The following is a 24,816-nucleotide window of genomic DNA, read 5'->3' on the forward strand; positions in this document are numbered from 1 at the left end:
TTCCTGCTTATTTCCAGATGTTGAACGGCGTCTGCATCCAGCCACCGACCACGACCAGCCACACCAGGGTGACGGGAATGAAGATCTTCCAGCCCAAACGCATGATCTGGTCGTAGCGGAAGCGCGGGAACGTCGAGCGCACCCACAGGAACATGGTGACCACGCAGAAGGTCTTCAGGCCCAGCCAGATCCAGCCCGGAATGAAGCTCAGGAACTCGAACGGCGGCAGCCATCCACCGAGGAACAGCACCACGGTCAGGATCGAGACGAGCCACATGTTGGCGTACTCGGCCAGGAAGAACATCGCGAAGCTCATGCCCGAGTACTCGATCATGTGGCCGGCCACGATCTCGGATTCGCCTTCCACCACGTCGAACGGGTGGCGGTTGGTTTCGGCGAGACCCGAGATGAAGTACACAACGAAGATCGGCAGCAGCGGCAGCCAGTTCCACGACAGGAAGCCAATGCCCATGTCTTGGAACATGCCCTTGCCCTGCACCGTCACGATATCGGACATGTTCAGGCTGCCCGTGACCATCAGCACCACGACGAAGCAGAAGCCCATCGCGATTTCGTAGCTCACCATCTGTGCCGAGGCGCGCAGCGCGCCCAGGAAGGCGTACTTCGAGTTCGAGGCCCAGCCGGCGATGATCACGCCGTACACCTCGAGCGAGGTGATGGCCATCACGAACAGCAGGCCGGCATTGATGTTGGCCAGCGCCACGTCGGGGCCGAAGGGAATCACGGCCCATGCGGCCAGCGCCGGCATGATGGTCATGATGGGGCCGAGCAGGAACAGGCCCTTGTTGGCGACCGTCGGAAGGATGATTTCCTTCGTCATCAGCTTGAGCGCGTCGGCGATCGGCTGCAGCAGGCCCAGCGGCCCGATGCGGTTCGGGCCCACGCGGATCTGCGTGAAGCCGATGGCCTTGCGTTCCCACAGCGTGAGGTACGCCACGGCCAGCATCAGCGGGATCACGACGACGATGATCTTGATCAGCGTCCAGACCACGGGCCAGACGACGGACGTCCACCAGCCTGCGGCGACCAGCCCCTGGCCGAAGCCATGAATTGCGTCGATCATGCCAAGGCCTCCTCGCCACGAGCGGGTGCGGCCTGTGCGCTGTGGCGCGCGTCGGCGGTCAGCTGCAGCGACGGTGCGCGGCGCACGATCGAGTCGAGCTGGTAGATGCTCGCGACCACGGGCGCAGCCACGGCGCCGCTGGCCGCGACGGCCTTGGCGGACGTGGCGTTGCTCAGCGCATTCGCCGGCACGGTGCCCTTGTCACCGACGGTGGCCAGCACCTCGGCGGTCGATTCGAAGGCGAAGCCCGGCAGGCCGAGCAGGTTCGCCAGCACGCGCAGTACCTTCCACGCCGGGCGCGTTTCGCCTTGCGGCTTCACGACGGCATGGAAACCCTGCAGGCGGCCTTCGGCATTGACGAAGGTACCTGGCGTTTCGGTGAACGGGGCGATGGGCAGCAGCACGTCGCTGAATTCGAGGTTGGCCTTGAAGGGGCTCAGCGTGACCACCATTTGCGCATTGCCGATGACATCGGCGGCGGCAGCACCGGCGGCCGAGTCGAACACCGGCTCGGTGTTCAGCAGCAGCACGGCCTTGAGGCCGGAGCCGGCGGCGAGCATGCGGCCGGCATCGAGGCCGCCGTTCTGCGGGAAGGCGCCGACGAGCTGTGCGCCCACGGTGTTGCCCGCTTCGGTCAGGTAGCCGACGGTGGCGCCGGTCTGTGCGCCGATCCAGTTCGCCAGGGCCAGCAGGCTGCTGGCTTGCGCGTGGTGCGCGGCGGCATTGCCGAGCAGGATCGCCTTGCGTTCGCCGCTCAGCAGCGAGGCTGCGATGGCTTGCGCGGCGGCGTCGGGTGCGTTCTTCGGTGCCAGCGGTGCGGCCGCGCCGTTGGTCTGGCCGATGGCCGCGGCCACGGCGGCCAGCGCCTCGACCCATTGGTCGGCGTCGACGATCGACGCTTGCGCCACGTCGATGGCCCAGGCACCGCGGTCGGCCATGAGGCTGGACGAGGTGATCACCGACAACGCGGCGCCCTTGCGCACGGCCTGGCGGATGCGCTGTGCGAACAGCGGGTGTTCCTTGCGCAGGTTCGAACCGACGACCAGCGCGCGCTGCACTTGCGTGAGCGAGGCGATCGAAGTGCCGAGCCAACGCACGCCTTCGAAGGCCGTGAATTCGGCATTGCGCAGGCGGTAGTCGATGTTGTCGCTGCCCAGTTCACGCGTGAGCATGGCGGCGAGCTGCAGCTCTTCGAGCGTGCTGTGCGGGCTGACCAGCGTGCCGATGCTTTGCGCACCGTGGTCGGTCTTGATCTGCTTGAGGCCGTTGGCGACGTACTCGAGCGCCGTCTGCCAGTCGACCTGCTGCCATTGGCCGCCCTGCTTCAGCATGGGCTGCGTCAGGCGTTCCGTGCCGTTGAGCGCTTCGTACGAGAAGCGGTCGCGGTCGGCGATCCAGCATTCGTTGACGTCTTCGTTCTCGAGTGGCACCACGCGCATCACGCGGTTGTTCTTGACCTGGACGATCAGGTTGGCACCGGTGGAGTCATGCGGGCTCACCGACTTGCGGCGCGACAGTTCCCAGGTGCGGGCGCTGTAGCGGAAGGGCTTGCTCGTGAGCGCGCCGACCGGGCAGATGTCGATCATGTTGCCCGACAGCTCGGAGTCGACCGAGTCGCCGAGGAAGGTTTCGATTTCGGAGTGCTCGCCGCGGTGCGACATGCCCAGCTCCATCACGCCGGCCACTTCCTGGCCGAAACGGACGCAGCGCGTGCAGTGGATGCAGCGGCTCATCTCTTCCATGCTGATCAGCGGGCCGACGTCCTTGTGGAACACGACGCGCTTTTCTTCTTCGTAGCGCGAAGAAGAACCGCCGTAGCCGACGGCCAGGTCCTGCAGCTGGCATTCGCCGCCCTGGTCGCAGATGGGGCAATCCAGCGGGTGGTTGATCAGCAGGAACTCCATGACGGACTGCTGGGCCTTGATGGCCTTGTCGCTCTTGGTGCGAACGATCATGCCCTGCGTGACGGGTGTGGCGCAGGCCGGCATCGGCTTGGGCGCCTTTTCCACGTCGACCAGGCACATGCGGCAGTTGGCCGCAATGCTGAGTTTCTTGTGATAGCAGAAGTGCGGGATGTAGGTGCCCGCCTTTTCGGCCGCATGCATCACCATGCTGCCTTCGGTCACTTCGACCTTCTTGCCGTCGAGTTCGATTTCGATCATGTCTGTGTTTCTTCTCGCACTCAGGCCTTGACGGGCGCCGTCGGGACGTGACCCGGAATCAGGGCCTCGAACTCATGGCGGAAGTGCTTGATCATGGCGCGCACGGGCATGGCTGCCGCATCGCCGAGCGCACAGATGGTGCGGCCCATGATGTCGCCGGCCACGGAGTCCAGCAGCTGCATGTCGCTGGGCTTGCCCTGGCCGTTGTGAATGCGGTCCACCACGCGGTAGAGCCAACCCGTGCCTTCGCGGCAGGGGGTGCACTGGCCGCAGGACTCGTGCATGTAGAAGTACGAGAGGCGCTTGAGCGACTCGACCATCGAGCGGCTGTCGTCCATGACGATCACCGCGCCCGAACCCAGCATGGAGCCGGCCTTGGCGATGGAGTCGTAGTCCATGGTGCAGGCCATCATGATGTCGGCCGGCAGCACCGGCGACGACGAGCCGCCGGGGATCACGGCCTTGAGCGTGCGGCCCTTGCGCACGCCGCCGGCCAGCTCGAGCAGCTTGGAGAACGGCGTGCCCATCGGCACTTCGTAGTTGCCGGGCAACTCGACGTCGCCGCTCACCGAGTAGATCTTGGTGCCGCCGTTGTTCGGCTTGCCGCACTCGAGGTAGGCCTGGCCGCCGTTGCGGATGATCCAGGGCACCGCCGCGAAGGTCTCGGTGTTGTTGATGGTGGTCGGCTTGCCGTACAGGCCGAAACTGGCCGGGAACGGCGGCTTGAAGCGCGGCTGGCCCTTCTTGCCTTCGAGCGACTCGAGCAGCGCGGTTTCTTCGCCGCAGATGTAGGCACCGAAGCCGTGGGCGGCGTGCAACTGGAAGTTGTACGTGCTGCCCATGATCTTGTCGCCGAGATAGCCAGCGGCACGTGCCTCTTCAAGGGCGGCCTCGAAGCGGTCGTAGCTCTGGAAGATCTCGCCGTGGATGTAGTTGTAGCCCACGCTGATGCCCATCGCATACGCGGCGATGGCCATGCCTTCGATCACGATGTGCGGGTTGAACTGCAGGATGTCGCGGTCCTTGCACGTGCCGGGCTCGCCTTCGTCCGAATTGCAGACGAGGTACTTCTGGCCCGGGAACTGGCGAGGCATGAAGCTCCACTTCAGGCCGGTCGGGAAACCCGCGCCGCCACGGCCGCGCAGGCCCGAGGCCTTCACTTCGGCGATCACCTGGTCGGGCGTGAGGCCCTCGGTGAGGATCTTGCGCAGCGCCTGGTAGCCGCCGCGCGCTTCGTAGTCGGCCAGGTGCCAGTTGGTGCCGTCCAGGCCTGCATAGATCTGAGCGCCGATGTGGCGGTCATGGAAGCAGGTCTGGACACCGGTGGCCTGGAATTGCGAGAGAACCTGTTCGGGCGTCATCACGAAGCCTCCCCTGGCTTGGCACTGCGCAAACCGTCGATGAGCTGGTCGAGCTTGTCGTTGCTCATGAAGCTGCACATGGTGCGGTCGTTGACCAGCATCACGGGCGAATCGGCGCAGGCGCCCAGGCATTCGCTCTGCTGCAGCGTGAACAGGCCGTCGGCCGTGGTCTCGCCCATCTTGATGCCCAGCTTCTTCTCGAGATGCACGAGCGCGGTGACGCCATCGCGCAGCTGGCACGGCAGGTTGGTGCACACGTTGAGCTTGAACTTGCCCACCGGATGCTGGTTGTACATGTTGTAGAAGGTCGTCACTTCGTGCACGGCGATGGGCGCCATGCCGAGGTAGGCGGCGATCTCGCGCTCGCGCTGCACGCTCACGAAGCCTTCGTCCTGCTGGACGATGGCCAGGCAGGCCATCACGGCCGACTGCTTGCCGGCTTCGGGGTACTTCGCGACCTCGCGCGCAAAGCGCTCGAGGATGGCAGCCTTCAGCGGCGCCGAGGGCGCCGCGTCATGGTGATGGGTTGAGGAAGTCGTCATTCGCTCTTTCTCACCTGTCGATTTCGCCGAACACGATGTCCATCGTGCCAATCACCGCGACAGCGTCGGCGATCATGTGGCCGCGCGACATTTCGTCGAGGGCAGCGAGGTGCGGGAAGCCCGGGGCGCGGATCTTCAGGCGGTACGGCTTGTTGGCGCCGTCGCTCACGAGGTAGATGCCGAACTCGCCCTTGGGGTGCTCGACGGCGGCATACGCTTCGCCTTCGGGCACGTGGAAGCCTTCGGTGAAGAGCTTGAAATGGTGGATCAGCTCCTCCATGTTCGCCTTCATCGATTCGCGCGCGGGCGCGGCGACCTTGTGGTTGCTGGTGATCACCGGGCCGGGGTTGGCGCGCAGCCAGGCCGAGCACTGCTGGATGATCTTGTTGGCCTGGCGCATTTCCTCCACGCGAACCAGATAGCGGTCGTAGCAGTCGCCAGTCTTGCCCACGGGCACGTCGAACTGCATCTGGTCGTAGACGTCGTAGGGCTGCTTCTTGCGCAGGTCCCATTCGACGCCCGAGCCACGCAGCATCGGGCCGGTGAAGCCGAGGTTCAGCGCGCGCTCCGGCGTGACCACGCCGATGCCCACGGTGCGCTGCTTCCAGATGCGGTTGTCGGTGAGCAACGTCTCGTACTCGTCGACCATCTTCGGGAAGCGCTTGCAGAAGTCGTCGATGAAGTCGAGCAACGAGCCCTGGCGGTTCTCATTGAGCTTCTCGATGGCCTTCGCATTCTTGATCTTGCTGACCTTGTACTGCGGCATCGAATCCGGCAGGTCGCGGTAGACACCGCCCGGACGGAAGTACGCCGCGTGCATGCGCGCGCCGGACACGGCCTCGTACATGTCGAACAGGTCTTCACGCTCGCGGAAGCAGTAGATGAGCATGTTCATCGCGCCGCAGTCGAGGCCGTGCGCACCGAGCCACAGCAGGTGGTTCAGCAGGCGGGTGATCTCGGCGAACATCACGCGGATGTACTGCGCGCGGATCGGCACGTCCAGGCCCATCATCCGCTCGATGGCGAGGCAGTAGGCGTGCTCGTTGGACATCATCGACACGTAGTCGAGGCGGTCCATGTAGGGCAGCGACTGGATGAAGGTGCGTGACTCGGCGAGCTTCTCGGTCGCACGGTGCAGCAGGCCGATGTGGGGGTCGGCGCGCTGGATCACTTCGCCGTCCAGCTCGAGCACCAGGCGCAGCACGCCGTGTGCTGCGGGGTGCTGGGGACCGAAGTTGAGTGTGTAGTTCTTGATTTCGGCCATATCTGTCAGTGCAAACCGCCGCCGTAGTTGTCTTCGCGGATCACGCGCGGCGTGATTTCGCGCGGCTCGATCGAGACCGGCTGGTAGACCACGCGCTTCTGCTCTTCGTCGTAACGCATTTCGACGTGACCCGACACCGGGAAGTCCTTGCGGAACGGATGACCGATGAAGCCGTAGTCGGTCAGGATGCGACGCAGGTCGTCGTGGCCGTCGAACACGATGCCGTACAGGTCGAAGGCTTCGCGTTCGAACCACGTGGCGGCGCTCCAGACGGGCTGGAGCGAATCGACCACGGGCAGGTCTTCGCTGGTCGCGAACACCTTCAGGCGCACGCGCTGGTTGAGGCTCACGGAAAGCAGGTGCGAGACGACGCCGTAGCGCTCGCCCTGCCACTCGCCTTCGCGGTAGTCGGAATAATCCATGCCGCACAGGTCGATCAGCTGCTCGAAGCGGCAGCCGGGCGCATCGCGCAGCAGCAGCGCCGCATCGATGTAGTCGGCAGCGCCGACCACGACGGTCACTTCTTCAAGCGCAACCGTCACGCTCTTGGCCTTGGCGCCGAGCGTCTCGGCAATGGTGGCGCGCAGCACCTCCGGCGAAATTGCAAAGTCAGTCATCGTCGGCAATCTCTCAGGCGCGGGCAATGGTGTTGGTGCGGCGAATCTTCTGCTGCAGCTGGATCACGCCGTACAGCAGTGCTTCAGCGGTGGGCGGGCAACCCGGCACATAGACGTCGACCGGCACGATGCGGTCGCAGCCACGCACCACGGAATAGCTGTAGTGGTAGTAACCGCCGCCATTTGCGCAGGAGCCCATCGAGAGCACCCAGCGCGGCTCGGGCATCTGGTCGTAGACCTTGCGCAGCGCCGGCGCCATCTTGTTGCACAGCGTGCCGGCCACGATCATCAGATCGGACTGGCGCGGGCTGGGACGGAACAGCATGCCGAAACGGTCGATGTCGTAGCGGGCAGCGCCCGCGTGCATCATTTCAACCGCGCAGCACGCGAGGCCGAACGTCATCGGCCAGAGAGATCCGGTCTTCGCCCAGTTCACGACCGAGTCGTAGGTCGTGGTGACGAAGCCTTCTTTGAGAACGCCTTCAATGGCCATCGTGTAGCTTCCTTGTCATTCCCAGTCGAGCGCGCCTTTTTTCCACTCGTAGACGAAGCCCACGACGAGGATGGCGAGAAAGATCATCATGGCCCAGAAGCCAACAGCGCCGATTTCCTTGAGCGCAATGGCCCACGGAAAGAGAAAGGCAATCTCGAGATCGAAGAGGATGAAGAGAATCGCGACGAGGTAATAGCGCACGTCGAATTTCATGCGCGCATCCTCGAAGGCTTCGAAGCCGCACTCGTAGGGCGCGTTCTTCGCAGCGTCGGGCCGATTGGGCCCGAGGATGTATCCGATGACTTGCGGGGCGACGCCTACGCCGACCCCGACCAAAATGAACAAAAGGACGGGAAGGTAGGAATCGAGGTTCATCGAGAAATTTTCACCGCTTGCCACCGACAGAAGAACCTCTGGAAAGAGATCTTCTGCCGGTGAGATTTGGTGCGGTCGGCGAGACTCGAACTCGCACAGCTTTCGCCACTACCCCCTCAAGATAGCGTGTCTACCAATTTCACCACGACCGCGGTTTTTAACTGTCCAGATGGCATGAGGTGCCGTTGAGGCATTTGGCTTTCTGAACAGATTTAGAGTTTACCCTGAAATGAAGCCGTTTCTCACGAACGGCTGCATGAAAACAACCTGATTACTTGGCCGGAATCTGGCCGGTGCCCGAAACGGGTGCCACAGGCGCCGAAGCCGCCTTGGCAGGTGCCGCCGCAGCGGGGATTTCGCCCGCAGCGCCAGTCGTCGCAGGAGCGACCGGTACAGCAGGCGCACCCACGGCTGCGCGCTCCAGCAGGCTGCCGCCGCCCGCAGGACGTGCGTGGCTGAAGTAGGCCAGCAGCAGCGTGCAGGCGAAGAACACCGCAGCCAGCACGGCCGTCGTGCGCGAGAGGAAGTTGGCACTGCCGCTGGCGCCGAACAGGCTGCCTGCACTGCCGCTGCCGAAGGCCGCACCCATGTCGGCACCCTTGCCGTGCTGGATCAGGATCAGGCCGATCATTGCCAGCGCCGCCAGCATTTGCACGCCGACCAGAAGATTGAGGACCACGTTCATTCGTTCTTACTCCTAAGTGATGGCTGCCGTTGCCGCGATCAGCGTGCAGCGGCAGAAATGATCTGCAGAAAGTCGGGCGCCTTGAGCGAGGCGCCGCCGATGAGGCCGCCGTCGATGTCGGCCTGCGCCAGCAGTTCGGCGGCATTCGCCGCGTTCATGCTGCCGCCGTACAGAATCTTGATGCCCGCGGCGTGTTCGCTCGCGGCATGGTGCAGTTGCGCACGCAGCACGGCATGCACCGCCTGCGCCTGTTCGGGCGAAGCCGTCTTGCCCGTGCCGATGGCCCAGACCGGTTCGTAGGCCACGACGATCTCGCTGATGCAGTGGCCATTCACATGGATCACCGCGGCCAGCTGGCGCTTGACGATCTCTTCGGTCTGCCCTGCTTCGCGCTGCGTCAGCGTCTCGCCGACGCAGACGATCGGCGTGATGCCATTCGCCAGCGCCGCCGCCGTCTTGGCCGCCACGGCATCGTCGGTTTCGCCGTGGTACTGGCGACGCTCCGAATGGCCCACGATGGCATAGCGCACACCGAAATCCTTCAGCATCGCCGCCGACTGCTCGCCGGTGAACGCACCTTGCGGGTGCGCCGAGATGTCCTGCGCACCGAGGGCCAGCGACGGCGTGTCCGCCAGCAGCGATTGCAGCTGGGCGAAGTACGGCGCAGGCGCGCACAGTACAACGCCGCAGGCCGCGGGGCTGGCGGCCAGCCCTTGCTGCAGGGCCTTCACCAGCGCCTCGTTGGCGGCCAGGCCGCCATTCATCTTCCAGTTGCCGGCAATCAGTTTCTTGAAGGTTGTCATCGCGTTGTTCGTCTCACCAAGTCAGCACGATCTTGCCGATGTGCTGGTTCGATTCCATCAGCGTGTGAGCCTGGGCCGCGCCGCTGGGTTCACCTGCTGCCGCATAGGTGCTGTGGATCACGGGCTTGACCGCGCCGCTTTCGAGCAGCGGCCATACCTTTTCGCGCAGCGCCTTGGCAATGGCGCCCTTGAACGCCACCGGCCGCGGACGCAGCGTCGAGCCGGTGATCGTGAGCCGCCGGCGCAGCACGAGGCCCGCGTTGATCTCGCTCTTCACACCGCCCTGCACCGCAATGATCACCAGCCGGCCGTCTTCGGCCAGGCACTCGACCTCGCGCGCCACGTAGTCGCCAGCCACCATGTCGAGCACCACGTCCACGCCCTTGCCGCCCGTGAGCTGCTTCGCCACTTCGACGAAATCGCTCGTGCGGTAGTTGATCGCGTGGTCGGCGCCGAGTTTCAGGCAGGCTTCGCACTTGTCGTCGCTGCCGGCCGTGACGATCACGGTCGCGCCGAGCGCCTTGGCGATCTGGATCGCCGTGACGCCGATGCCGCTGGAGCCACCCTGGATCAGCAGGGTCTCGCCCTTCTGCAGGCGGCCGCGCTCGAACACATTGCTCCAGACGGTGAAGAAGGTCTCGGGCAGCGAAGCGGCCTCGATGTCGCTCCAGCCCTTGGGCACCGGCAGGCATTGCGCCACAGGCGCCACGCACAGCTCGGCGTAGCCGCCACCGGCGACCAATGCGCACACGCGGTCGCCGACCTTGAAGCCCGCGTCGGCCAGCGCCTTGGCGTCGCCCGACACGATCTCGCCGGCCACTTCGAGGCCCGGCAGGTCGGAGGCGCCGGGCGGCACGGGGTAGTGCCCCATCCGCTGCAGCACGTCCGGGCGATTCACGCCGCTGGCCGCCACGCGGATCAGCAGCTCACCCTCGCCCGCCACCGGGTCGGGACGCGCAGCGACGCGCAGCACCTCGGGGGCGCCGTACGAAGTGATCTCAATGGCTTTCATGGGGGTCTCCGAGGCTCGGATGCCCGCACGGGGCGGGCATCACCACTGTCCACGCGAGAGGCGACGGCACGGGCCGTCGCGCCTCACTGCTTACTCCTGCGGTTCGCGCGGCGCTTGCTGCTGCGACTCGCCGGCGGGCTGCTGTTGCTGCTCGCCGCGGGGCTGTTGCTGCTGGTCGTTGAAGCGCGGTGCGCGCTCGCCACGATCGCCGCCGCGGTCACCGCGGTCGCCACGGTCCGAACGCTCGCGGCGGTCGCCACGGTCGCCGCGATCACCACGGTCTTCGCGCGGCGGGCGCTCGCTGTATTCCATGCCGGCCGGACGCTCGGTCAGGGCCTTCATGGACAGCTTGACGCGGCCCTTTTCGTCGGTCTCGAGAACCTTGACCTTCACGATCTGGCCTTCGCTCAGGTAGTCGGTCACCTTCTCGACGCGCTCGTGCGCGATCTGGCTGATGTGCAGCAGGCCGTCCTTGCCGGGCAGCAGGTTGACCAGTGCGCCGAAGTCCAGGATCTTGGTGATCGGGCCTTCGTAGACCTTGCCGATTTCGACTTCAGCGGTGATCTGCTCGATGCGCTTCTTGGCGAATTCGGCCTTTTCCGGATCGGTCGAGGCGATGGTGATGGTGCCGTCTTCGTCGATGTTGATCGTCGTGCCGGTTTCTTCCTGCAGGCCACGGATGACCGCGCCGCCCTTGCCGATCACGTCGCGGATCTTCTCGGGGTTGATCTTCAGCGTGGTCAGGCGCGGCGCGAACTGCGACACGTCGGCCTTGGCCTCGCCCATCGCTTCTTGCATCTTGCCCAGGATGTGCATGCGCGCTTCCTTGGCCTGTGCCAGTGCGACCTGCATGATTTCCTTGGTGATGCCCTGGATCTTGATGTCCATCTGCAGCGCGGTGATGCCGTTGGTCGTGCCGGCCACCTTGAAGTCCATGTCGCCCAGGTGATCTTCGTCGCCCAGGATGTCGGTCAGCACCGCGAAGCGGTTGTCTTCCTTGATCAGGCCCATGGCGATACCGGCCACGTGCGCCTTCATGGGCACGCCGGCGTCCATCATCGAGAGGCAGCCGCCGCAGACCGAAGCCATCGACGACGAGCCGTTCGACTCGGTGATTTCCGACACCACGCGGATGGTGTACGGGAATTCTTCCTTGGTCGGCAGCACGGCGACGAGCGCGCGCTTGGCCAGGCGGCCGTGACCCACTTCGCGGCGCTTGGTGGAGCCCATGCGGCCCACTTCACCGGTGGCAAAGGGAGGCATGTTGTAATGGAACAGGAAGCGGTCTTCGTACTCGCCGGCCAGCGCGTCGATGCGCTGTGCGTCGCGCTCGGTGCCGAGCGTGGTGACGACCAGGCCCTGCGTCTCGCCGCGCGTGAACAGCGCCGAGCCGTGGGTGCGGGGCAGCACGGAGTTGCGGATTTCGATGGGGCGCACGGTGCGCGTGTCGCGGCCGTCGATGCGCGGCTCGCCTTGCAGGATCTGGCCGCGCACGATGCGCGATTCGATCGCGAACAGCAGGTCGCTGACCTTGCCGGCGTCGAACTCGGCGCCTTCGGCCTTCAGTGCCGTGAAGACGCTGGCATTGGCTTCACGCAGGGCTTGCGTGCGGGCTTGCTTGCTGCGAATTTGATAAACGGCGCGCAGCTTTTCTTCGGCCAGGCCGTTGATCTTGGCGATGAAGTCTTCGTCCTTGGCTTCAGGCACCCAGGTGCCTTCCTTGAGCCATTCCGGCTTGCCGGCGTCACGCACGAGGTCGTGGATCGCGTTGATCGCGATGTTGGCCTGCTCGTGGCCGAACACCACGCCACCCAGCATGATTTCTTCGCTGAGTTGCTGGGCTTCGGATTCGACCATCAGCACGGCGGCTTGCGTGCCGGCGACGACGAGGTCCATCTGCGAATCCTTGCGGGCGGTGGGGCCCGGATTCAGCACGTACTGGCCGTTGATGTAACCCACGCGGGCGGCACCGATCGGGCCGCTGAACGGGATGCCGGAGATCGACAGCGCGGCGCTCACGCCGATCATGGCGGCGATGTCGGCGTCGACTTCAGGGTTCAGCGACACGGTGTGGATCACCACGTGCACTTCGTTCAGAAAACCTTCGGGGAACAGCGGGCGGATCGGACGGTCGATCAGGCGGCTGGTCAGGGTTTCGTGTTCGCTGGGCTTGGCTTCGCGCTTGAAGAAGCTGCCGGGGATCTTGCCGGCGGCGTAGGTCTTCTCGATGTAGTCGACGGTCAGCGGGAAGAAATCCTGGCCCGGCTTGGCGGTCTTGGAGGCGACCACGGTCGCCAGGATCACGGTGCCGTCGATGTCAACCAGCACGGCGCCGGTCGCCTGGCGGGCGATTTCACCGGTTTCCATGACGACGGTCTTGTCGCCCCATTGGAAGGACTTGGTGATTTTGTTGAAGAGGCTCATTGTTGCTCCTATTTTGATAGCGAATCACACAGGATTCGCAAGGGGCGGAGGCTGCTCAGAACACGATGCCATTCCAGCGAAGCTCGGGGCGAACTTCATTGGAATGACACAGCTTCGCTCTGTTGGGCACTCCGAAAGTGGATCGCGAAGTAAAAAACGCCTGAGCTAGCGGACTAACCCAGGCGTTTTTTCATGCGATTCGAATTACTTGCGCAGACCCAGCTTGGCGATCAGCGCGGTGTAACGCTCGGCGTCCTTGGACTTGAGGTAGTCGAGCAGCTTGCGACGGCGGCTGACCATGCGCAGCAGGCCGCGACGACCGTGGTGGTCCTTGGCGTGCGTCTTGAAGTGGGGGGTCAGCTCGTTGATACGGGCGGTCAGCAGTGCGACTTGCACTTCGGGGCTGCCGGTGTCGTTGGCTGCACGGGCGTTGTCCTTGACAACTTCGGCCTTGATGGAGGCTGCGATCATGTTGAATTTCCTTGTTCCGGGATGTTTGACTTGCGGTGAGCACTGGAACTGCCCTCACCGTGCGCCTTGCGGCATGCAAAGCTTTGGGAGTATACATCGGCCGGCTTGGCCGCTCCTTCCCGCCGCCTTCCGTCAAGCGAAACCAGCCCCACGGCCCCCAGCACGCAGGCGGCGCCGGCGACCTGGGCCCACCCCACGGCCTCCCCCAGCCACCACGCCGCCAGGACCAGCGCCGACACCGGCATCAGTGCCGTGAGCAGCGCCGCCTCGGCGCCCCGCAGCCGGGCGGCGCCCGCGTACCAGAACAGGAAACCCGCCACCGTCGGCACCAGCGCGTAGTAGGCCACCCCGGCCAGCGCCTCGGCCGGCACCGGCTGAAGCCACGCGCGCTCCAGCAGCGCCGGAACCACGGACAGCAGCAGCCCCAGTGCGACCATCGCGGTCGATTGCACGAGCGGCGCCAGCGGCACGCGCAGCCGCTTGTTGAGCAGGATGAACAGCGACTCGAGCGCCACCGCCCCCAGCACCAGCAGGTTGCCGAGCAGCGCGGTCGACGTGCGCTCGCCGCCCCCGTCGCCCGGACGCAGCGTGATCGCCAACACGCCCAGGCTCGCGAGCACGATCCCGCCCACCAGGTAGCGCCCCGGCCGCTCGCGCAGCGCCAGCACGGCCACCAGCGCGGCCATGGCCGGCAGCGTGCCGGTCACCACGCCCGCGTCGGCGGCCGGCGCCCAGCGCACGCCCAGGATCAGCAGCACCGTGTAGCCCACGCTGCCCGCCGCCGCCTGGCCCAGCAGCAGCAAGGCGTCGTGGCGGTCCGGGCGCGGCCAGCGCACGCGCAGGAACCCCATCAGCGCCACGAACACGGGCAGCGCCAGCGCAAAGCGCAGCGCGGTCGCCGTGAACGGCGGCAGGCCGCTGGCGATGAGCTTGCTCGCGACCACCGTGCTGCCGACCGTGACCATCGCGAGCGCGCACAGCCACATTCCCTTGCTTCGTTCCGACATCCTGATCGCCTTCCGTTTTGCAGAAAGCGCGAGCGTCTCCCGCCAGGGGCGCGGCGGTCTTGAACGAAATTGCAGGAATCGAGCTAGCGCGCCGCCGCGTACGCCCCGGGCGTGAAGCCCAGGAAGCGCACGAAGGCCCGCGTCATGTGGCTCTGGTCAGAGAAGCCCGCGCCGGCCGCGGCATCGGCCAGCGCCCTGCCCTGCACGATCAGCCGGCGGGCGCGCGACAGCCGGCACTGCTGCAACCAGGCATGCGGCGGCAGCCCGAAGGCGGCAGCAAAGCCGCGCAGCAGCTGGTAGCGGCTCAGGCCGGCCTCACGCGCCAGCTCAGCGAGCGTGGGCGCGTGGATGCAGTCGTCGGCGATGCGTGCACGTGCACGCTCCATCGCTGCCGGCGCCACACGGCGCGGCGACTCAGGAGCCCGCGCGCCAGGGGCATCGCGCAGCAGTTGCAGCACGCCCTGCTCCAGCGCCAGCGCGTCGTCGCCTTCGACGACGGCCGCGAACAGCCGGTCAAAGCCCTGCCGCAGCGCCGGATCGCTCAGCACCGGCCGCGTCAGCTCGAACCCCGTCGGCACCTCGTCCGACAGCAGCGCGGGCGCCAGATGCAGCATGCGCCAGGCCCGCGCTTCGCCGCGCATCGCGACGCCGTCGTGCACCTCGCCCGGATTGACCGTGATGACATCGCCGCGCACCGCTTCGACCGCGCCACGCCCGCTGGCCGAGCGCTGCCCGCCGCGGTCCATCACGCCGATGCCGAACACGTCGTGCATGTGGCGCGGAAAGCTGCGCTTCGATTCGGCTGCGATCGCCTGCAGGCCCGGCAGCGCCGAGCCGCGGATGCGCACGGCATCGACAGGCGCGGACCTCGATGCCATGCCGGAAAACCTCAGCGCGCCTGCTTCGCCAGCCAGCCGCGCAGCCGCTCGACGCCTTGGACCAGCCGCTGCGGGTCTTTCGACGCGAAGCACCAGCGCAGCCAGCCCTGCGCCTCGGGCGCGAAGGCGTTGCCCGGCGCGAGCCCCAGGCCGGCTTCGGCAACGAGGCGCTTGGCGAGGTCGAGCGAATCGCCAAAACCTTCGAGCCGGAAGAAGGCATACATGCCGCCCTTGGCCGGCGCCACCTGCACGCCCGGCACGGCCGCCAGCAGCGGCACCAGCGTGTCGCGGCACTGCTTCAGGTGCGCGACCACGCGCGGCGTGATGTCGGCCGTGTGCTCGAGCGCGGCGATGGCGGCACGCTGCGTGAACACGCTGGCGCACGAGGTGTTGAACTCGATCAGCTTGCCGATGCCGTCGACCATCGCCGGCGGCAGCACCAGCCAGCCGAGGCGCCAGCCGGTCATGAGGAAGCTCTTCGAGAAGCTGTGCGTCACGACAAGGCGGTCGTCGGGCGTCGAGATGTCGAGGAAGCTCGGCGCACAGCCATTCGGCGTGGACTCGAAGTACAGGCGCTCGTACACCTCGTCCGCCAGGATCCAGGTGCCGGTCTCGCGGCAATGGTCGAGCACGGCCTGCTGCTCGTCGCGCGTCATCGTCCAGCCCGTGGGGTTGTTCGGCGCGTTGACGATCAGCAGCTTCGTCTTCGGCGTGACCGCCGCGCGCAACGCGGGCAGGTCGAGCGTCCACTGCCCGTTCACCGGCACCAGCGACACCGTGCGCACCTGCGCGCCCATGATCGCCGGCTGCGCCGTGAGGTTGGGCCACACGGGCGTGACGGCGACCACGTCGTCGCCCGCATCGACCAGCGCCTGCACCGCGAGCATCAGCGCGCTCACGCCGCCCGAGGTGACGGCGATGCGCGAGGCGTCGACCGTCGGGTGCAGGCGGCTGGTGTAGCGCGCGATGGCTTCGCGCAGCTCGGGCAGGCCGAGGTTGTGCGCGTAGAAGGTTTCGCCGCGCTGCAGCGATTCGATGGCCGCCTGGCGGATCACCTCGGGAGTGACCTCGTCGCTCTCGCCGAACCAGAAGGCGAGCACGTCGTCGCGGCCCATGCCGGCGTTGGCAACTTCGCGGATCTTCGAGGCTTCGAGGTGGTGGATGGCTTCACGCATGTCGGGGGGTTCCTGTGCTGTCGGGGTCATGCACCTCAGGGGCGCTTCATCTTGCAAGAGGTGGGCTGCTCGGCGCGTTCGGGCGCGATCGTCTTGATCACGCGAAAGCCGTAGCCCGAGCCCTCGACGTCGAACTGCACGCCGGGCTTGCCCTGCTTGTCCATCACGCCCACCACGAGCTGCTGCTGGAACTGGTGGTCAGCCGCGCGCATGCGCCCGCGCTGGCCGTACAGGCTCACGTCGGCCTGCTCCAGCGCGCGCGCCAGCGGCACGGCCTCGGTGCTGCCCGCGCGTTCCAGCGCCTGCGCGAGCGACTCGACCAACAGCTGCATGCGCATGTGCACGTAGTCGTCGGCCGGGCGCGGAAAGCGCGTGCGGAAGGCCCGGTAGAAGGCCTCGGACTGCGGCGTCTGCACGTTCGGCAGCCAGTCGGCCACGGCAACCACGCGGCCGATGCCCGCGTCGCCGATGGCGGCCGGCGCGCCCAGGGCGTTGCCGTAGAAGGTGTAGAAGCTGCCGTTGAAGCCGGCTTCGCGCGCGGCCTTCACGAGCAGCGTGAGGTCGTTGCCCCAGTTGCCGGTGACCACCGCCTGCGCGCCACTGGCGAGGATCTTGGTGGCGTAGGGCGCGAAGTCCTTCACCTTGCCCATCGGGTGCAGCTCGTCGCCGACGATCTCCACGTCGGGGCGCTGCACGCCCAGCTGGCGGCGCGACTCGCGCAGCACGGCCTGGCCGAAGCTGTAGTCCTGGCCGATCAGGTAGACGCGCTTGAGCGCCGCATCGTCCTTGACCACGTCCATCAGCGCGGCCACGCGCATGTCGGCGTGGGCGTCGAAGCGGAAGTGCCAGAAGCTGCAGCGCTCGTTGGTCAGCACCGGATCGACCGCCGAGTAGTTCAGGAAGATCGCGCGGCGCGAGGGGTCGCGCTCGTTGTTCTTGTCGATGGCGTCGATCAGCGCCGCCGCCGTCACCGACGAGTTGCCCTGCAGCACGATGCGGGTGCCATCGTCCATGGCCGCGCGCAGCGCCGACAGGGCCTCTTCGTTCTGACCCTTGCTGTCGTAGCGGTCCAGTTGCAGCAGCCGCGCGCCGCCCGGCAGCTTCACGCCGCCGCGCGCGTTCACGCGCTCCACGGCCCACTGCAGGTTGCGGAACACGGCCTCGCCGGTGTTGGCGAACGGGCCGCTCATGCTCTCGATGAGCGCCAGCCGGATGGGGGCGGGTTGCGGGGCCTGGGCCAGGCCGGCGAACGGGGTCGCGCATAGCGCCGCCGCTGCGAATTTCAAGGCCTGGCGGCGCCAAATAAAGGGGGTTTTCATTGTCTTGAAACGCGTGCCGATGCGCCTAGATGAGGTGTCAAGCGGCACTCACGATGGAAAGGCCGCGCAGTGTAAGGGACACACATTCCATGTCCCCATTGTGTTCATTCACCCAGGAGTTTTCGCCATGTTCTTCACCCCCACCCACCGCGCGCATTTCGCTCCCCGTGCCCACGACCGCGCTTTCGAGCGCTTCGTGAACGAGGCCTTCGCCGGCGCCCGCCGCTCGCCCCTGGTCGAGCAGGACGACAAGAGCTGGACCCTGTCGCTGGACGTGCCCGGCCTGTCGCGTGAAGACCTGTCGGTGGCCATCGAAGGCGCCGTGGTCCGCATCGAAAGCAAGGCCGAAGCCAAGCGCCAGATCAAGCTCGCCTACGAGCTGCCGCAAGCCATCGACCTGGCCACCAGCGAAGCCAAGCTGGAGAACGGCGTGCTGACCCTGAAGCTGGGCAAGCTGGTGCCGGCAAGCCAGGTTTCGAACTTGCAGATCAACTAGTCCCGGCGATGCCCCCACGAAGAAAATGTTAGTGACAGCTTGTTTTGACTTTAAACAAGCGCCGTATTCACAATAGCGCCGGATAACGTCACATGATGTGACGATTTATTAGTACTTTCTTCTTCGTGGGCATCTCGTAAACGCATCGAGTTCCCGGGCGGTGCGGACAGCGGGTGTGCCTCAAGGCACCATGAAAACGCACCTGCAGTCAGCCAATGACAATGAACGGTCCGACACGCTCCTGATCTTCCTGCCAGGGGCCTACCTCAAGCCCGAAGAGTTCGAGCGCGAGGGTTTCATCAGCGCCGTGCGCGAGCGGCACCTCGCAGCCGACGCACTGCTGGTCGATGCGGACGTCTCCTACTACTACGACCAGACCCTCAGCGAGCGGCTGCACGCCGACGTCATCGAGCCCCAGCGGGCCAAGGGCTACATCTCGATCTGGCTGGTCGGCATTTCCATCGGCGGGTTCGGCGCGCTGATCCACGAACTGGCGCGCCCGGGCTCGGTGGACGGCATCGTGGCGCTGGCACCCTACCTGGGGCGCCGCGTGCTCGGTGCGGAAATCAAGAAGGCCGGCGGCCTGCGCGCCTGGCAGGCGCCCACCGGGCCGCAGCCCGACGAGGAACCCGACCGCAAGCTCTGGCCCTTCTTCCAGCAATACCTGGCGCCGAAGCCCTCCCAGGACCTGCCGCCGCTGTACCTGGGTTTCGGCCTGGCCGACCGCTTTGCCAGCAACCACAAGCTGCTGGCCGACGCCCTGCCTCCGGGGCGCGTGTTCACGACCGAAGGCGGCCACGACTGGCCCGAATGGCGCCAGCTCTGGCGCAACGTGCTCGACGTGCTGCCGCTGCCCTCGCTGGGGCGCGCACGGCAGCAGCCGGCTACGCGGTTTCCGGCAGCGGCGTCTCGGGCGTCATCAGCGATGCCATCGGCCATCGCGGCTTGACGTCGAAGGCATAGCGCTCAGAGGCCTGCGACAGGCCCGATTGCAGCCGCATCGCGGCCGCCATGGCGATCATGGCGCCGTTGTCGGTGCACAGGTGCAGCTCGGGGTAGTGCACGCGCACCTTGCGCTTGGCGCAGGCCGCGTTCAGTTGCTCGCGCAGGTTCTTGTTGGCCCCCACGCCACCCGCCACCACCAGCCGCTTCAGGCCGGTCTGGTCCAGCGCCGCGAGCGACTTCTTCAACAGCACTTCGACGATCGCCGCCTGCGTGGAGGCGGCCAGGTCGGCCTTGCGCGCCTCGAGCTGGTCGCCGAGCTTCTTGGCCTGCGTGAGCACGGCCGTCTTCAGGCCGGCAAACGAAAAGTCGAGATCGCCGCTGTGCAGCAGCGGGCGCGGCAGCTTGAAGGCCGCGGCGTCGCCCTCTTCGGCCAGCTTCGCGAGCCAGGGGCCGCCGGGGTACGGCAGGCCCATGAGCTTGGCGCTCTTGTCGAAGGCCTCGCCGGCCGCGTCGTCGATGGTTTCGCCGAGCAGTTCGTAGCGGCCCACGCCGTCGACCCGCATCAGCTGCGTGTGGCCGCCCGACACCAGCAGCGCCACGAACGGAAATTCGGGCGGATCGGCGCTCAGGAACGGCGACAGCAGATGCCCTTCGAGGTGATGCACCCCCAGCACCGGCTTGCCCAGCGCCACGCCGAGCGCGCAGGCCACACCCGCGCCCACGAGCAGCGCGCCGGCCAGGCCCGGGCCGCGCGTGTAGGCCACCACGTCGATCTCGGCCAGCGAGCGCCCGGCCTCGGCCATGACGGCTTCGGTGAGCGGCAGCACGCGGCGGATGTGGTCGCGGCTGGCCAGCTCGGGCACCACGCCGCCGTAGGCCTGGTGCATGGCGATCTGGCTGTGCAGCGCGTGCGAACGCAGCAGCGGCAGCGCGTCGCCGTGCGACTCGACCAGCGCCACGCCGGTCTCGTCGCAGGATGATTCGATTCCCAACAAGAGCATGGCGCCGAGTGTAGGGGCCGCCCGCCGGCGGCGCCCGCGAAGGGGCAAGCGAGGCACGGAAGTTGCACGAGCGGAAGGCGCCCCTTCTGCGCCCCCACGAATGACTTCCGGCCTGAGCTTCCTGATCGCCGCGCGCCGATGCGAGATCGACGCGCTGGACCAGCTCGCGCGCACCAGCGAGCTGGTCGGCGCCATCGGGCGGCTCGTGCATGCGCTGCAGCGCGAGCGCGGCATGTCGAACGTGTTCCTGGCCTCGCACGGCGGGCGCTTTGCCGACCAGCGCGGCCCGCAGATCGCCGAATGCCTGGCGCTCGAGCAGCAGGTGCGCGCCGGCTTCGACCGGCTCGAGGCCGAGCACCACCGCGCGGTGGGCGCCGGCCACGGCGCGCGCCTGTTCAGCCGCATCGCCTGGGTGCTGCCCGGCCTGGACGCCCTGCCCGCGCTGCGCCGGCGCATCGACGCGCTCGAACTCCAGCCCGCGCAGGCCGTGGCCGCCTTCGCCAAGCTGGTGGCCGGCCTGCTGGCGGTGGTGTTCGAGGCGGCCGACGGCGCCACCGACCCCGAGATCTCGCGCCTGCTGGTGGCGATGTTCAACTTCATGCAGGGCAAGGAGTTCGCCGGCCAGGAGCGCGCCTTCGGCGCCGCCGCGCTCGCGCTGGGCCGGGGCGACGACGCGCAGCGCCAGCAGTGGCGCCACCTCATCGAGTCGCAGGAGCGCTGCTTCCAGGTGTTCATCGATTTCTCGGGCGACGCGGTGCGCACGCTCTGGCACGACAGCCAGTCGGACGCCGTGCTGGCCGAGCTCGAGCGCCTGCGCCGCAAGGGCGCCACCTCGGTGCCGGCCGACGCGCTGCTGAGCCAGGCCTGGTTCGACTGCTGCACGCGGCGCATCGACGCCATGCAGACGGTCGAGAACCGCCTCTCGGCCGACCTGCGCGCGCTGTGCGACCACAAGACCGCCCAGGCCCGCAGCGAGCTGGCCGCGTACCGGCAACTGCTCGGCACGCTGGCCCCGCAGGCCGGCGGCGCGCTGTTCTTCGACGATGCCCAGCAGGCGCAGGACGCCACGCCGGCGCAGCTCGGGCGCCACCTCGAACGCTCGGTGCTCGACATGGTCCAGGAGCAGTCGCAGCGCCTGCAGGCCATGAGCGACGAACTCGACACCGTGCGCGCCTCGCTCAACGAACGCAAGATCGTCGAGCGCGCCAAGGGCCTGCTGATGGCGCACCGCCGCCTGAGCGAGGCCGAGGCGCACAAGATGCTGCGCCAGACCGCCATGAACCAGAAGCGCCGCCTCGTCGACGTGGCCGAGTCGATGCTGGCCATGGCCGACTACCTGCCGCTCGAGCCTGCACCGCGGCGCTGACCCGGGCCGCTTGGATTGGTGCAGCGCACAACAACTGTGCGTCGCCCGGGTTAGCGAGCCAGCAGGAACTTTCTCCTGCACCGGCGCGCCCTGCCAGCTATCTTTTCCATAGCTTCCAACGGCAGGTTCGAGCTGGCACGTCGCTTGCGTAGTCCTTGGCACGGGACCGCAAGGTCTCAAAGGCAGGTTGCACCCAACGGCGGGTGCGGCCCACCGAACCGGACAAAGGCGTCCCCATCCCGCAAGGGCTCGTTCACGAGCAGCCCCTGCGCGGTGCGGACGCCTTTTCGTTTTTGTCTTTCACTTCTGGAGCCCCGCCCATGTCCGATCTGCTGCTGAAAACCAAACTGAGCCGGCGCCGCGTGCTGCAGGCCGCCGCCCTCGGCGCCGTGGGCATCGACCCCGCGCTGCGCGCCGCCGTCTGGGCCCAGGGCTCGGACAAGCCCGAGAAGGAAGAAGTGAAGATCGGCTTCATCCCGCTGACCGATTGCGCCAGCGTGGTGATGGCTTCGGTGCTGGGCATCGACAAGAAGTACGGCGTGAAGATCGTGCCGAGCAAGGAAGCCAGCTGGGCCGGCGTGCGCGACAAGCTCGTGAACGGCGACCTCGACATGGCGCACGTCCTCTACGGCCTCGTGTACGGCATGCACCTGGGCGTGAGCGGCCCGAAGAAGGACATGGCCGTGCTCATGACCCTGAACAACAACGGCCAGGCCATCACGCTGTCGAAGAAGCTGGCCGACAAGGGCGCGGTCGATGCCGCCTCGCTCGCCAAGCTCATCGCCAAGGAAAAGGGCGAATACACCTTCGCCCACACCTTCCCCACCGGCACGCACGCCATGTGGCTCTACTACTGGCTCGCCTCGGCCGGCATCGATCCGTTCAAGGACGTGAAGAACATCACCGTGCCGCCCCCGCAGATGGTGGCCAACATGCGCGTGGGCAACATGGACGGCTACTGCGTGGGCGAGCCCTGGGGCCAGCGCGCGATCATGGACGGCATCGGCTTCACCGGCATCACGACGCAGGACATCTGGAAGGACCACCCCGAGAAGGTGCTGGGCTGCACCGCGGAGTTCACGAAGAAGTACCCGAACACCGCGCGCGCCGTCACGGCCGCGATCCTCGAGGCCGGCAAGTGGATCGACACCGGCCTGCAGAATAAGAACAAGATGGCCGAAACCATCGCCGACAAGAGCTACGTCAACACCAGCGTGGACGCCATCAACCAGCGCATCCTGGGCCGCTACACCAACGGCCTGGGCAAGAGCTGGGACGACCCCAACCACATGAAGTTCTACAACGGCGGCGCCGTGAACTTCCCGTACCTGTCGGACGGCATGTGGTTCCTCACGCAGCACAAGCGCTGGGGCCTCTTGAAGGAGCACCCCGACTACCTGAAGGTGGCCACCGAGATCAACCGCATCGACATCTACAAGCAGGCCGCCGCCGCCACGCAGACGCCCGTGCCCAAGGACGTGCTGCGCACCAGCAAGCTCTTCGACGGCACCGTCTGGGACGGCAAGGACCCGAAGAAGTACGCCGAGTCTTTCAAGCTCCATGTCTGAGGAGAAACGCACCATGGTCAGCGCTGTCTTCCATTCCCCGCTCGACGCCGTGGCCTCGCAGGTCGCCGCGCCCGTGGTGTCCAGGCCCCTGGCACCCGCCCCCGCTGCGGCCGTTGCGGCGGCAGCGCCTGCGCCCCGCACCCGCACGCCCCTGGACCTGCGCGCCTTCTGGATGCGCGTGCTCCCGCCGTTCCTGGGCTTCGGCCTGCTGGTGCTCGTGTGGGAGATCGTGGCCATGAAGAGCACCACCGGCTTTCCCTCGCCGCTGGCCACCTGGCAGCAGGCGCTCACGGTGTTCAGCGATCCGTTCTACAGCAAGGGGCCGAACGACCAGGGCGTGGGCTGGAACGTGCTGTCGTCGCTGCAGCGCGTGGCGCTGGGCTTCGGCCTCGCCGCAGCGGTCGGCATTCCGGCCGGCTTCGCCATCGGGCGCTTCGAGTTCCTCTCGCGCATGTTCAACCCGCTGATCAGCCTGCTGCGCCCGGTGTCGCCGCTGGCGTGGCTGCCCATCGGCCTGCTGGTGTTCAAGGGCGCCAACCCGGCCGCGATCTGGACCATCTTCATCTGCTCGATCTGGCCGATGGTCATCAACACCGCCGTGGGCGTGCAGCGCGTGCCCAGCGACTACATGAACGTGGCCAAGGTGCTCAACCTCAGCGAATGGAAGATCCTCACCAAGATCCTCTTTCCGGCCGTGCTGCCCTACATGCTCACGGGCGTGCGCCTGGCGGTGGGCACCGCGTGGCTGGTGATCGTCGCGGCCGAGATGCTCACGGGCGGCGTCGGCATCGGCTTCTGGGTGTGGGACGAGTGGAACAACCTCAACGTCGCCAACATCATCATCGCGATCTTCGTGATCGGCATCGTCGGCTTGGTGCTGGAGTTCGCGCTCATCAAGCTCGCCACCGCATTCACGTTCGAAGAGGTGAAGTCATGAACGACGATTCCAAGTACATCGAGATCCACAACGTCGAACAGGCGTTCAAGACGCCCAAGGGCCGCTTCGTCGCGCTGCGCGACGTGAACCTGAACGTGGCCAAGGGCGAGTTCGTCACGCTCATCGGCCACTCGGGCTGCGGCAAGTCGACGCTGCTGAACCTCATCGCCGGCCTGACCACGCCCACGCAGGGCGTGCTGCTGTGCGCCAACAAGGAGATCAAGGGCCCGGGCCCCGAGCGCGCCGTGGTGTTCCAGAACCACTCGCTGCTGCCCTGGCTCACCTGCTTCGAGAACGTGTACCTCGCGGTCGAACGCGTGTTCGCGGCCACCGAGAACAAGGCGCAGCTGCGCGAACGCACCGACGCGGCGCTCGCGCTGGTGGGCCTCACGCCCGCGGCGCAGAAGCGCCCCGGCGAAATCTCGGGCGGCATGAAGCAGCGCGTGGGCATCGCCCGTGCGCTGTCGATGGAGCCCAAGGTGCTGCTGATGGACGAGCCCTTCGGCGCGCTCGACGCCCTCACCCGCGCCAAGCTGCAGGACGAGCTGCTCGCCATCGTGCAGAAGACGCGCAGCACGGTCGTCATGGTCACGCACGACGTCGACGAGGCCGTGCTGCTCAGCGACCGCATCGTGATGCTCACCAACGGCCCGGCCGCCACCATCGGCGACGTGCTGGCAGTGGACATTGCGCGCCCGCGCAACCGCGTGGCGCTGGCCGAAGACCCGGCCTATGTGCACGCGCGCAAGGCGGTGATCGATTTTCTCTACACGCGCCAGGCGCATGTGGAGAAGGCCGCGGCCTGACCCGGCAGGCGCAGCACGACGGGCA

At 66.8% G+C, this 24,816-nt stretch carries 24 protein-coding genes and 1 tRNA gene; 6 read left to right on the forward strand and 19 right to left on the reverse strand.

Features of this window, described 5'->3' with window-relative positions; all coding sequences use genetic code 11:
• Positions 1 to 7: 7 nt before the first annotated feature.
• The 18 genes from nuoH to ACAM42_RS22700 form a co-directional block, all read right to left on the reverse strand.
• Positions 8 to 1,084: an NADH-quinone oxidoreductase subunit NuoH gene (gene nuoH, locus ACAM42_RS22615; RefSeq protein WP_095949076.1), complete on the reverse strand. Its 1,077-nt coding sequence runs from the start codon at positions 1,082 to 1,084 to the stop codon at positions 8 to 10.
• Positions 1,081 to 3,246: an NADH-quinone oxidoreductase subunit NuoG gene (gene nuoG / locus ACAM42_RS22620; RefSeq protein WP_369629481.1), complete on the reverse strand. Its 2,166-nt coding sequence runs from the start codon at positions 3,244 to 3,246 to the stop codon at positions 1,081 to 1,083. The genes nuoH and nuoG overlap by 4 nt, the downstream gene beginning before the upstream one ends.
• Before the next feature lie 20 nt (positions 3,247 to 3,266).
• The gene (gene nuoF, locus ACAM42_RS22625) at positions 3,267 to 4,607 is read right to left on the reverse strand and encodes an NADH-quinone oxidoreductase subunit NuoF (RefSeq protein WP_159271073.1); all 1,341 of its coding nucleotides are present in this window, start codon (positions 4,605 to 4,607) and stop codon (positions 3,267 to 3,269) included.
• Positions 4,607 to 5,149 (reverse strand): NAD(P)H-dependent oxidoreductase subunit E, encoded by a 543-nt coding sequence (nuoE, locus tag ACAM42_RS22630; protein WP_062475406.1) that lies wholly within the window; start codon positions 5,147 to 5,149, stop codon positions 4,607 to 4,609. Before nuoE ends, nuoF begins: the two co-directional genes overlap by 1 nt.
• A 10-nt stretch (positions 5,150 to 5,159) precedes the next feature.
• The gene (locus tag ACAM42_RS22635; protein WP_070063113.1) at positions 5,160 to 6,413 is read right to left on the reverse strand and encodes an NADH-quinone oxidoreductase subunit D; all 1,254 of its coding nucleotides are present in this window, start codon (positions 6,411 to 6,413) and stop codon (positions 5,160 to 5,162) included.
• Positions 6,414 to 6,418: 5 nt separating this feature from the next.
• On the reverse strand, positions 6,419 to 7,030 hold the full coding sequence (locus ACAM42_RS22640) for an NADH-quinone oxidoreductase subunit C (protein WP_369629482.1): 612 nt from the start codon (positions 7,028 to 7,030) through the stop codon (positions 6,419 to 6,421).
• Between the two features lie 13 nt (positions 7,031 to 7,043).
• Positions 7,044 to 7,523, reverse strand: coding sequence for an NADH-quinone oxidoreductase subunit B family protein (locus ACAM42_RS22645; protein ID WP_007837763.1), 480 nt, complete (start codon positions 7,521 to 7,523; stop codon positions 7,044 to 7,046).
• A gap of 15 nt (positions 7,524 to 7,538) precedes the next feature.
• Entirely contained in the window at positions 7,539 to 7,898 is a 360-nt protein-coding gene (locus ACAM42_RS22650) for an NADH-quinone oxidoreductase subunit A (protein ID WP_055805154.1), read from the reverse strand.
• Between the two features lie 67 nt (positions 7,899 to 7,965).
• Positions 7,966 to 8,050, reverse strand: a tRNA-Leu gene (locus ACAM42_RS22655).
• Positions 8,051 to 8,169: 119 nt separating this feature from the next.
• On the reverse strand, positions 8,170 to 8,583 hold the full coding sequence (gene secG, locus ACAM42_RS22660; RefSeq protein WP_062475415.1) for a preprotein translocase subunit SecG: 414 nt from the start codon (positions 8,581 to 8,583) through the stop codon (positions 8,170 to 8,172).
• A 38-nt stretch (positions 8,584 to 8,621) separates the two neighbouring features.
• A complete protein-coding gene (gene tpiA, locus ACAM42_RS22665) occupies positions 8,622 to 9,386 on the reverse strand; it encodes a triose-phosphate isomerase (RefSeq protein ID WP_369629483.1) in 765 nt (254 codons plus the stop codon).
• 13 nt (positions 9,387 to 9,399) lie between these two features.
• Positions 9,400 to 10,398 carry an NAD(P)H-quinone oxidoreductase gene (locus ACAM42_RS22670; protein WP_307635450.1) on the reverse strand — a complete coding sequence of 333 codons (999 nt, stop codon included), beginning with the start codon at positions 10,396 to 10,398 and terminating at the stop codon, positions 9,400 to 9,402.
• A gap of 90 nt (positions 10,399 to 10,488) precedes the next feature.
• Positions 10,489 to 12,822, reverse strand: a complete 2,334-nt coding sequence (pnp, locus tag ACAM42_RS22675) for a polyribonucleotide nucleotidyltransferase (RefSeq protein WP_307589260.1) — start codon at positions 12,820 to 12,822, stop codon at positions 10,489 to 10,491.
• A gap of 204 nt (positions 12,823 to 13,026) precedes the next feature.
• Positions 13,027 to 13,293 carry a 30S ribosomal protein S15 gene (gene rpsO, locus ACAM42_RS22680; RefSeq protein WP_056579564.1) on the reverse strand — a complete coding sequence of 89 codons (267 nt, stop codon included), beginning with the start codon at positions 13,291 to 13,293 and terminating at the stop codon, positions 13,027 to 13,029.
• Entirely contained in the window at positions 13,290 to 14,300 is a 1,011-nt protein-coding gene (locus ACAM42_RS22685; protein WP_369629484.1) for a DMT family transporter, read from the reverse strand. The genes rpsO and ACAM42_RS22685 overlap by 4 nt, the downstream gene beginning before the upstream one ends.
• 83 nt (positions 14,301 to 14,383) lie before the next feature.
• Positions 14,384 to 15,178 (reverse strand): AraC family transcriptional regulator, encoded by a 795-nt coding sequence (locus ACAM42_RS22690; RefSeq protein ID WP_369629485.1) that lies wholly within the window; start codon positions 15,176 to 15,178, stop codon positions 14,384 to 14,386.
• A gap of 11 nt (positions 15,179 to 15,189) precedes the next feature.
• Entirely contained in the window at positions 15,190 to 16,353 is a 1,164-nt protein-coding gene (locus ACAM42_RS22695; RefSeq protein ID WP_369629486.1) for a pyridoxal phosphate-dependent aminotransferase, read from the reverse strand.
• A gap of 35 nt (positions 16,354 to 16,388) precedes the next feature.
• A complete protein-coding gene (locus tag ACAM42_RS22700) occupies positions 16,389 to 17,672 on the reverse strand; it encodes a branched-chain amino acid ABC transporter substrate-binding protein (RefSeq protein ID WP_369629487.1) in 1,284 nt (427 codons plus the stop codon).
• Positions 17,673 to 17,799: 127 nt separating this feature from the next.
• Here ACAM42_RS22700 and ACAM42_RS22705 point away from each other — a divergent pair, with 127 nt between their 5' ends.
• Both ACAM42_RS22705 and ACAM42_RS22710 read left to right on the forward strand, forming a co-directional pair.
• Positions 17,800 to 18,168 carry an Hsp20/alpha crystallin family protein gene (locus tag ACAM42_RS22705; protein ID WP_159276089.1) on the forward strand — a complete coding sequence of 123 codons (369 nt, stop codon included), beginning with the start codon at positions 17,800 to 17,802 and terminating at the stop codon, positions 18,166 to 18,168.
• 190 nt (positions 18,169 to 18,358) lie between these two features.
• Positions 18,359 to 19,117: an alpha/beta hydrolase gene (locus ACAM42_RS22710; protein WP_369629488.1), complete on the forward strand. Its 759-nt coding sequence runs from the start codon at positions 18,359 to 18,361 to the stop codon at positions 19,115 to 19,117.
• Here ACAM42_RS22710 and tsaD read toward each other — a convergent pair.
• Positions 19,053 to 20,114: a tRNA (adenosine(37)-N6)-threonylcarbamoyltransferase complex transferase subunit TsaD gene (gene tsaD / locus ACAM42_RS22715; RefSeq protein WP_369629489.1), complete on the reverse strand. Its 1,062-nt coding sequence runs from the start codon at positions 20,112 to 20,114 to the stop codon at positions 19,053 to 19,055. The two genes, ACAM42_RS22710 and tsaD, sit on opposite strands and share 65 nt — an antisense overlap.
• Positions 20,115 to 20,214: 100 nt before the next feature.
• Here tsaD and ACAM42_RS22720 point away from each other — a divergent pair, with 100 nt between their 5' ends.
• The 4 genes from ACAM42_RS22720 (at position 20,215) to ACAM42_RS22735 (ending at position 24,791) form a co-directional block, all read left to right on the forward strand.
• Entirely contained in the window at positions 20,215 to 21,480 is a 1,266-nt protein-coding gene (locus ACAM42_RS22720) for a nitrate regulatory protein (RefSeq protein ID WP_062475447.1), read from the forward strand.
• Between the two features lie 320 nt (positions 21,481 to 21,800).
• A complete protein-coding gene (locus ACAM42_RS22725; RefSeq protein WP_062475451.1) occupies positions 21,801 to 23,048 on the forward strand; it encodes a CmpA/NrtA family ABC transporter substrate-binding protein in 1,248 nt (415 codons plus the stop codon).
• A 13-nt stretch (positions 23,049 to 23,061) separates the two neighbouring features.
• Positions 23,062 to 23,985, forward strand: a complete 924-nt coding sequence (gene ntrB / locus ACAM42_RS22730; RefSeq protein ID WP_369629490.1) for a nitrate ABC transporter permease — start codon at positions 23,062 to 23,064, stop codon at positions 23,983 to 23,985.
• A complete protein-coding gene (locus tag ACAM42_RS22735; RefSeq protein WP_070063125.1) occupies positions 23,982 to 24,791 on the forward strand; it encodes an ABC transporter ATP-binding protein in 810 nt (269 codons plus the stop codon). The genes ntrB and ACAM42_RS22735 overlap by 4 nt, the downstream gene beginning before the upstream one ends.
• The last annotated feature ends 25 nt before the right edge of the window (positions 24,792 to 24,816 follow it).

It is taken from the genome of Variovorax sp. V35 (assembly GCF_041154465.1).
GTDB classification, from domain to species: domain Bacteria; phylum Pseudomonadota; class Gammaproteobacteria; order Burkholderiales; family Burkholderiaceae_C; genus Variovorax; species Variovorax boronicumulans.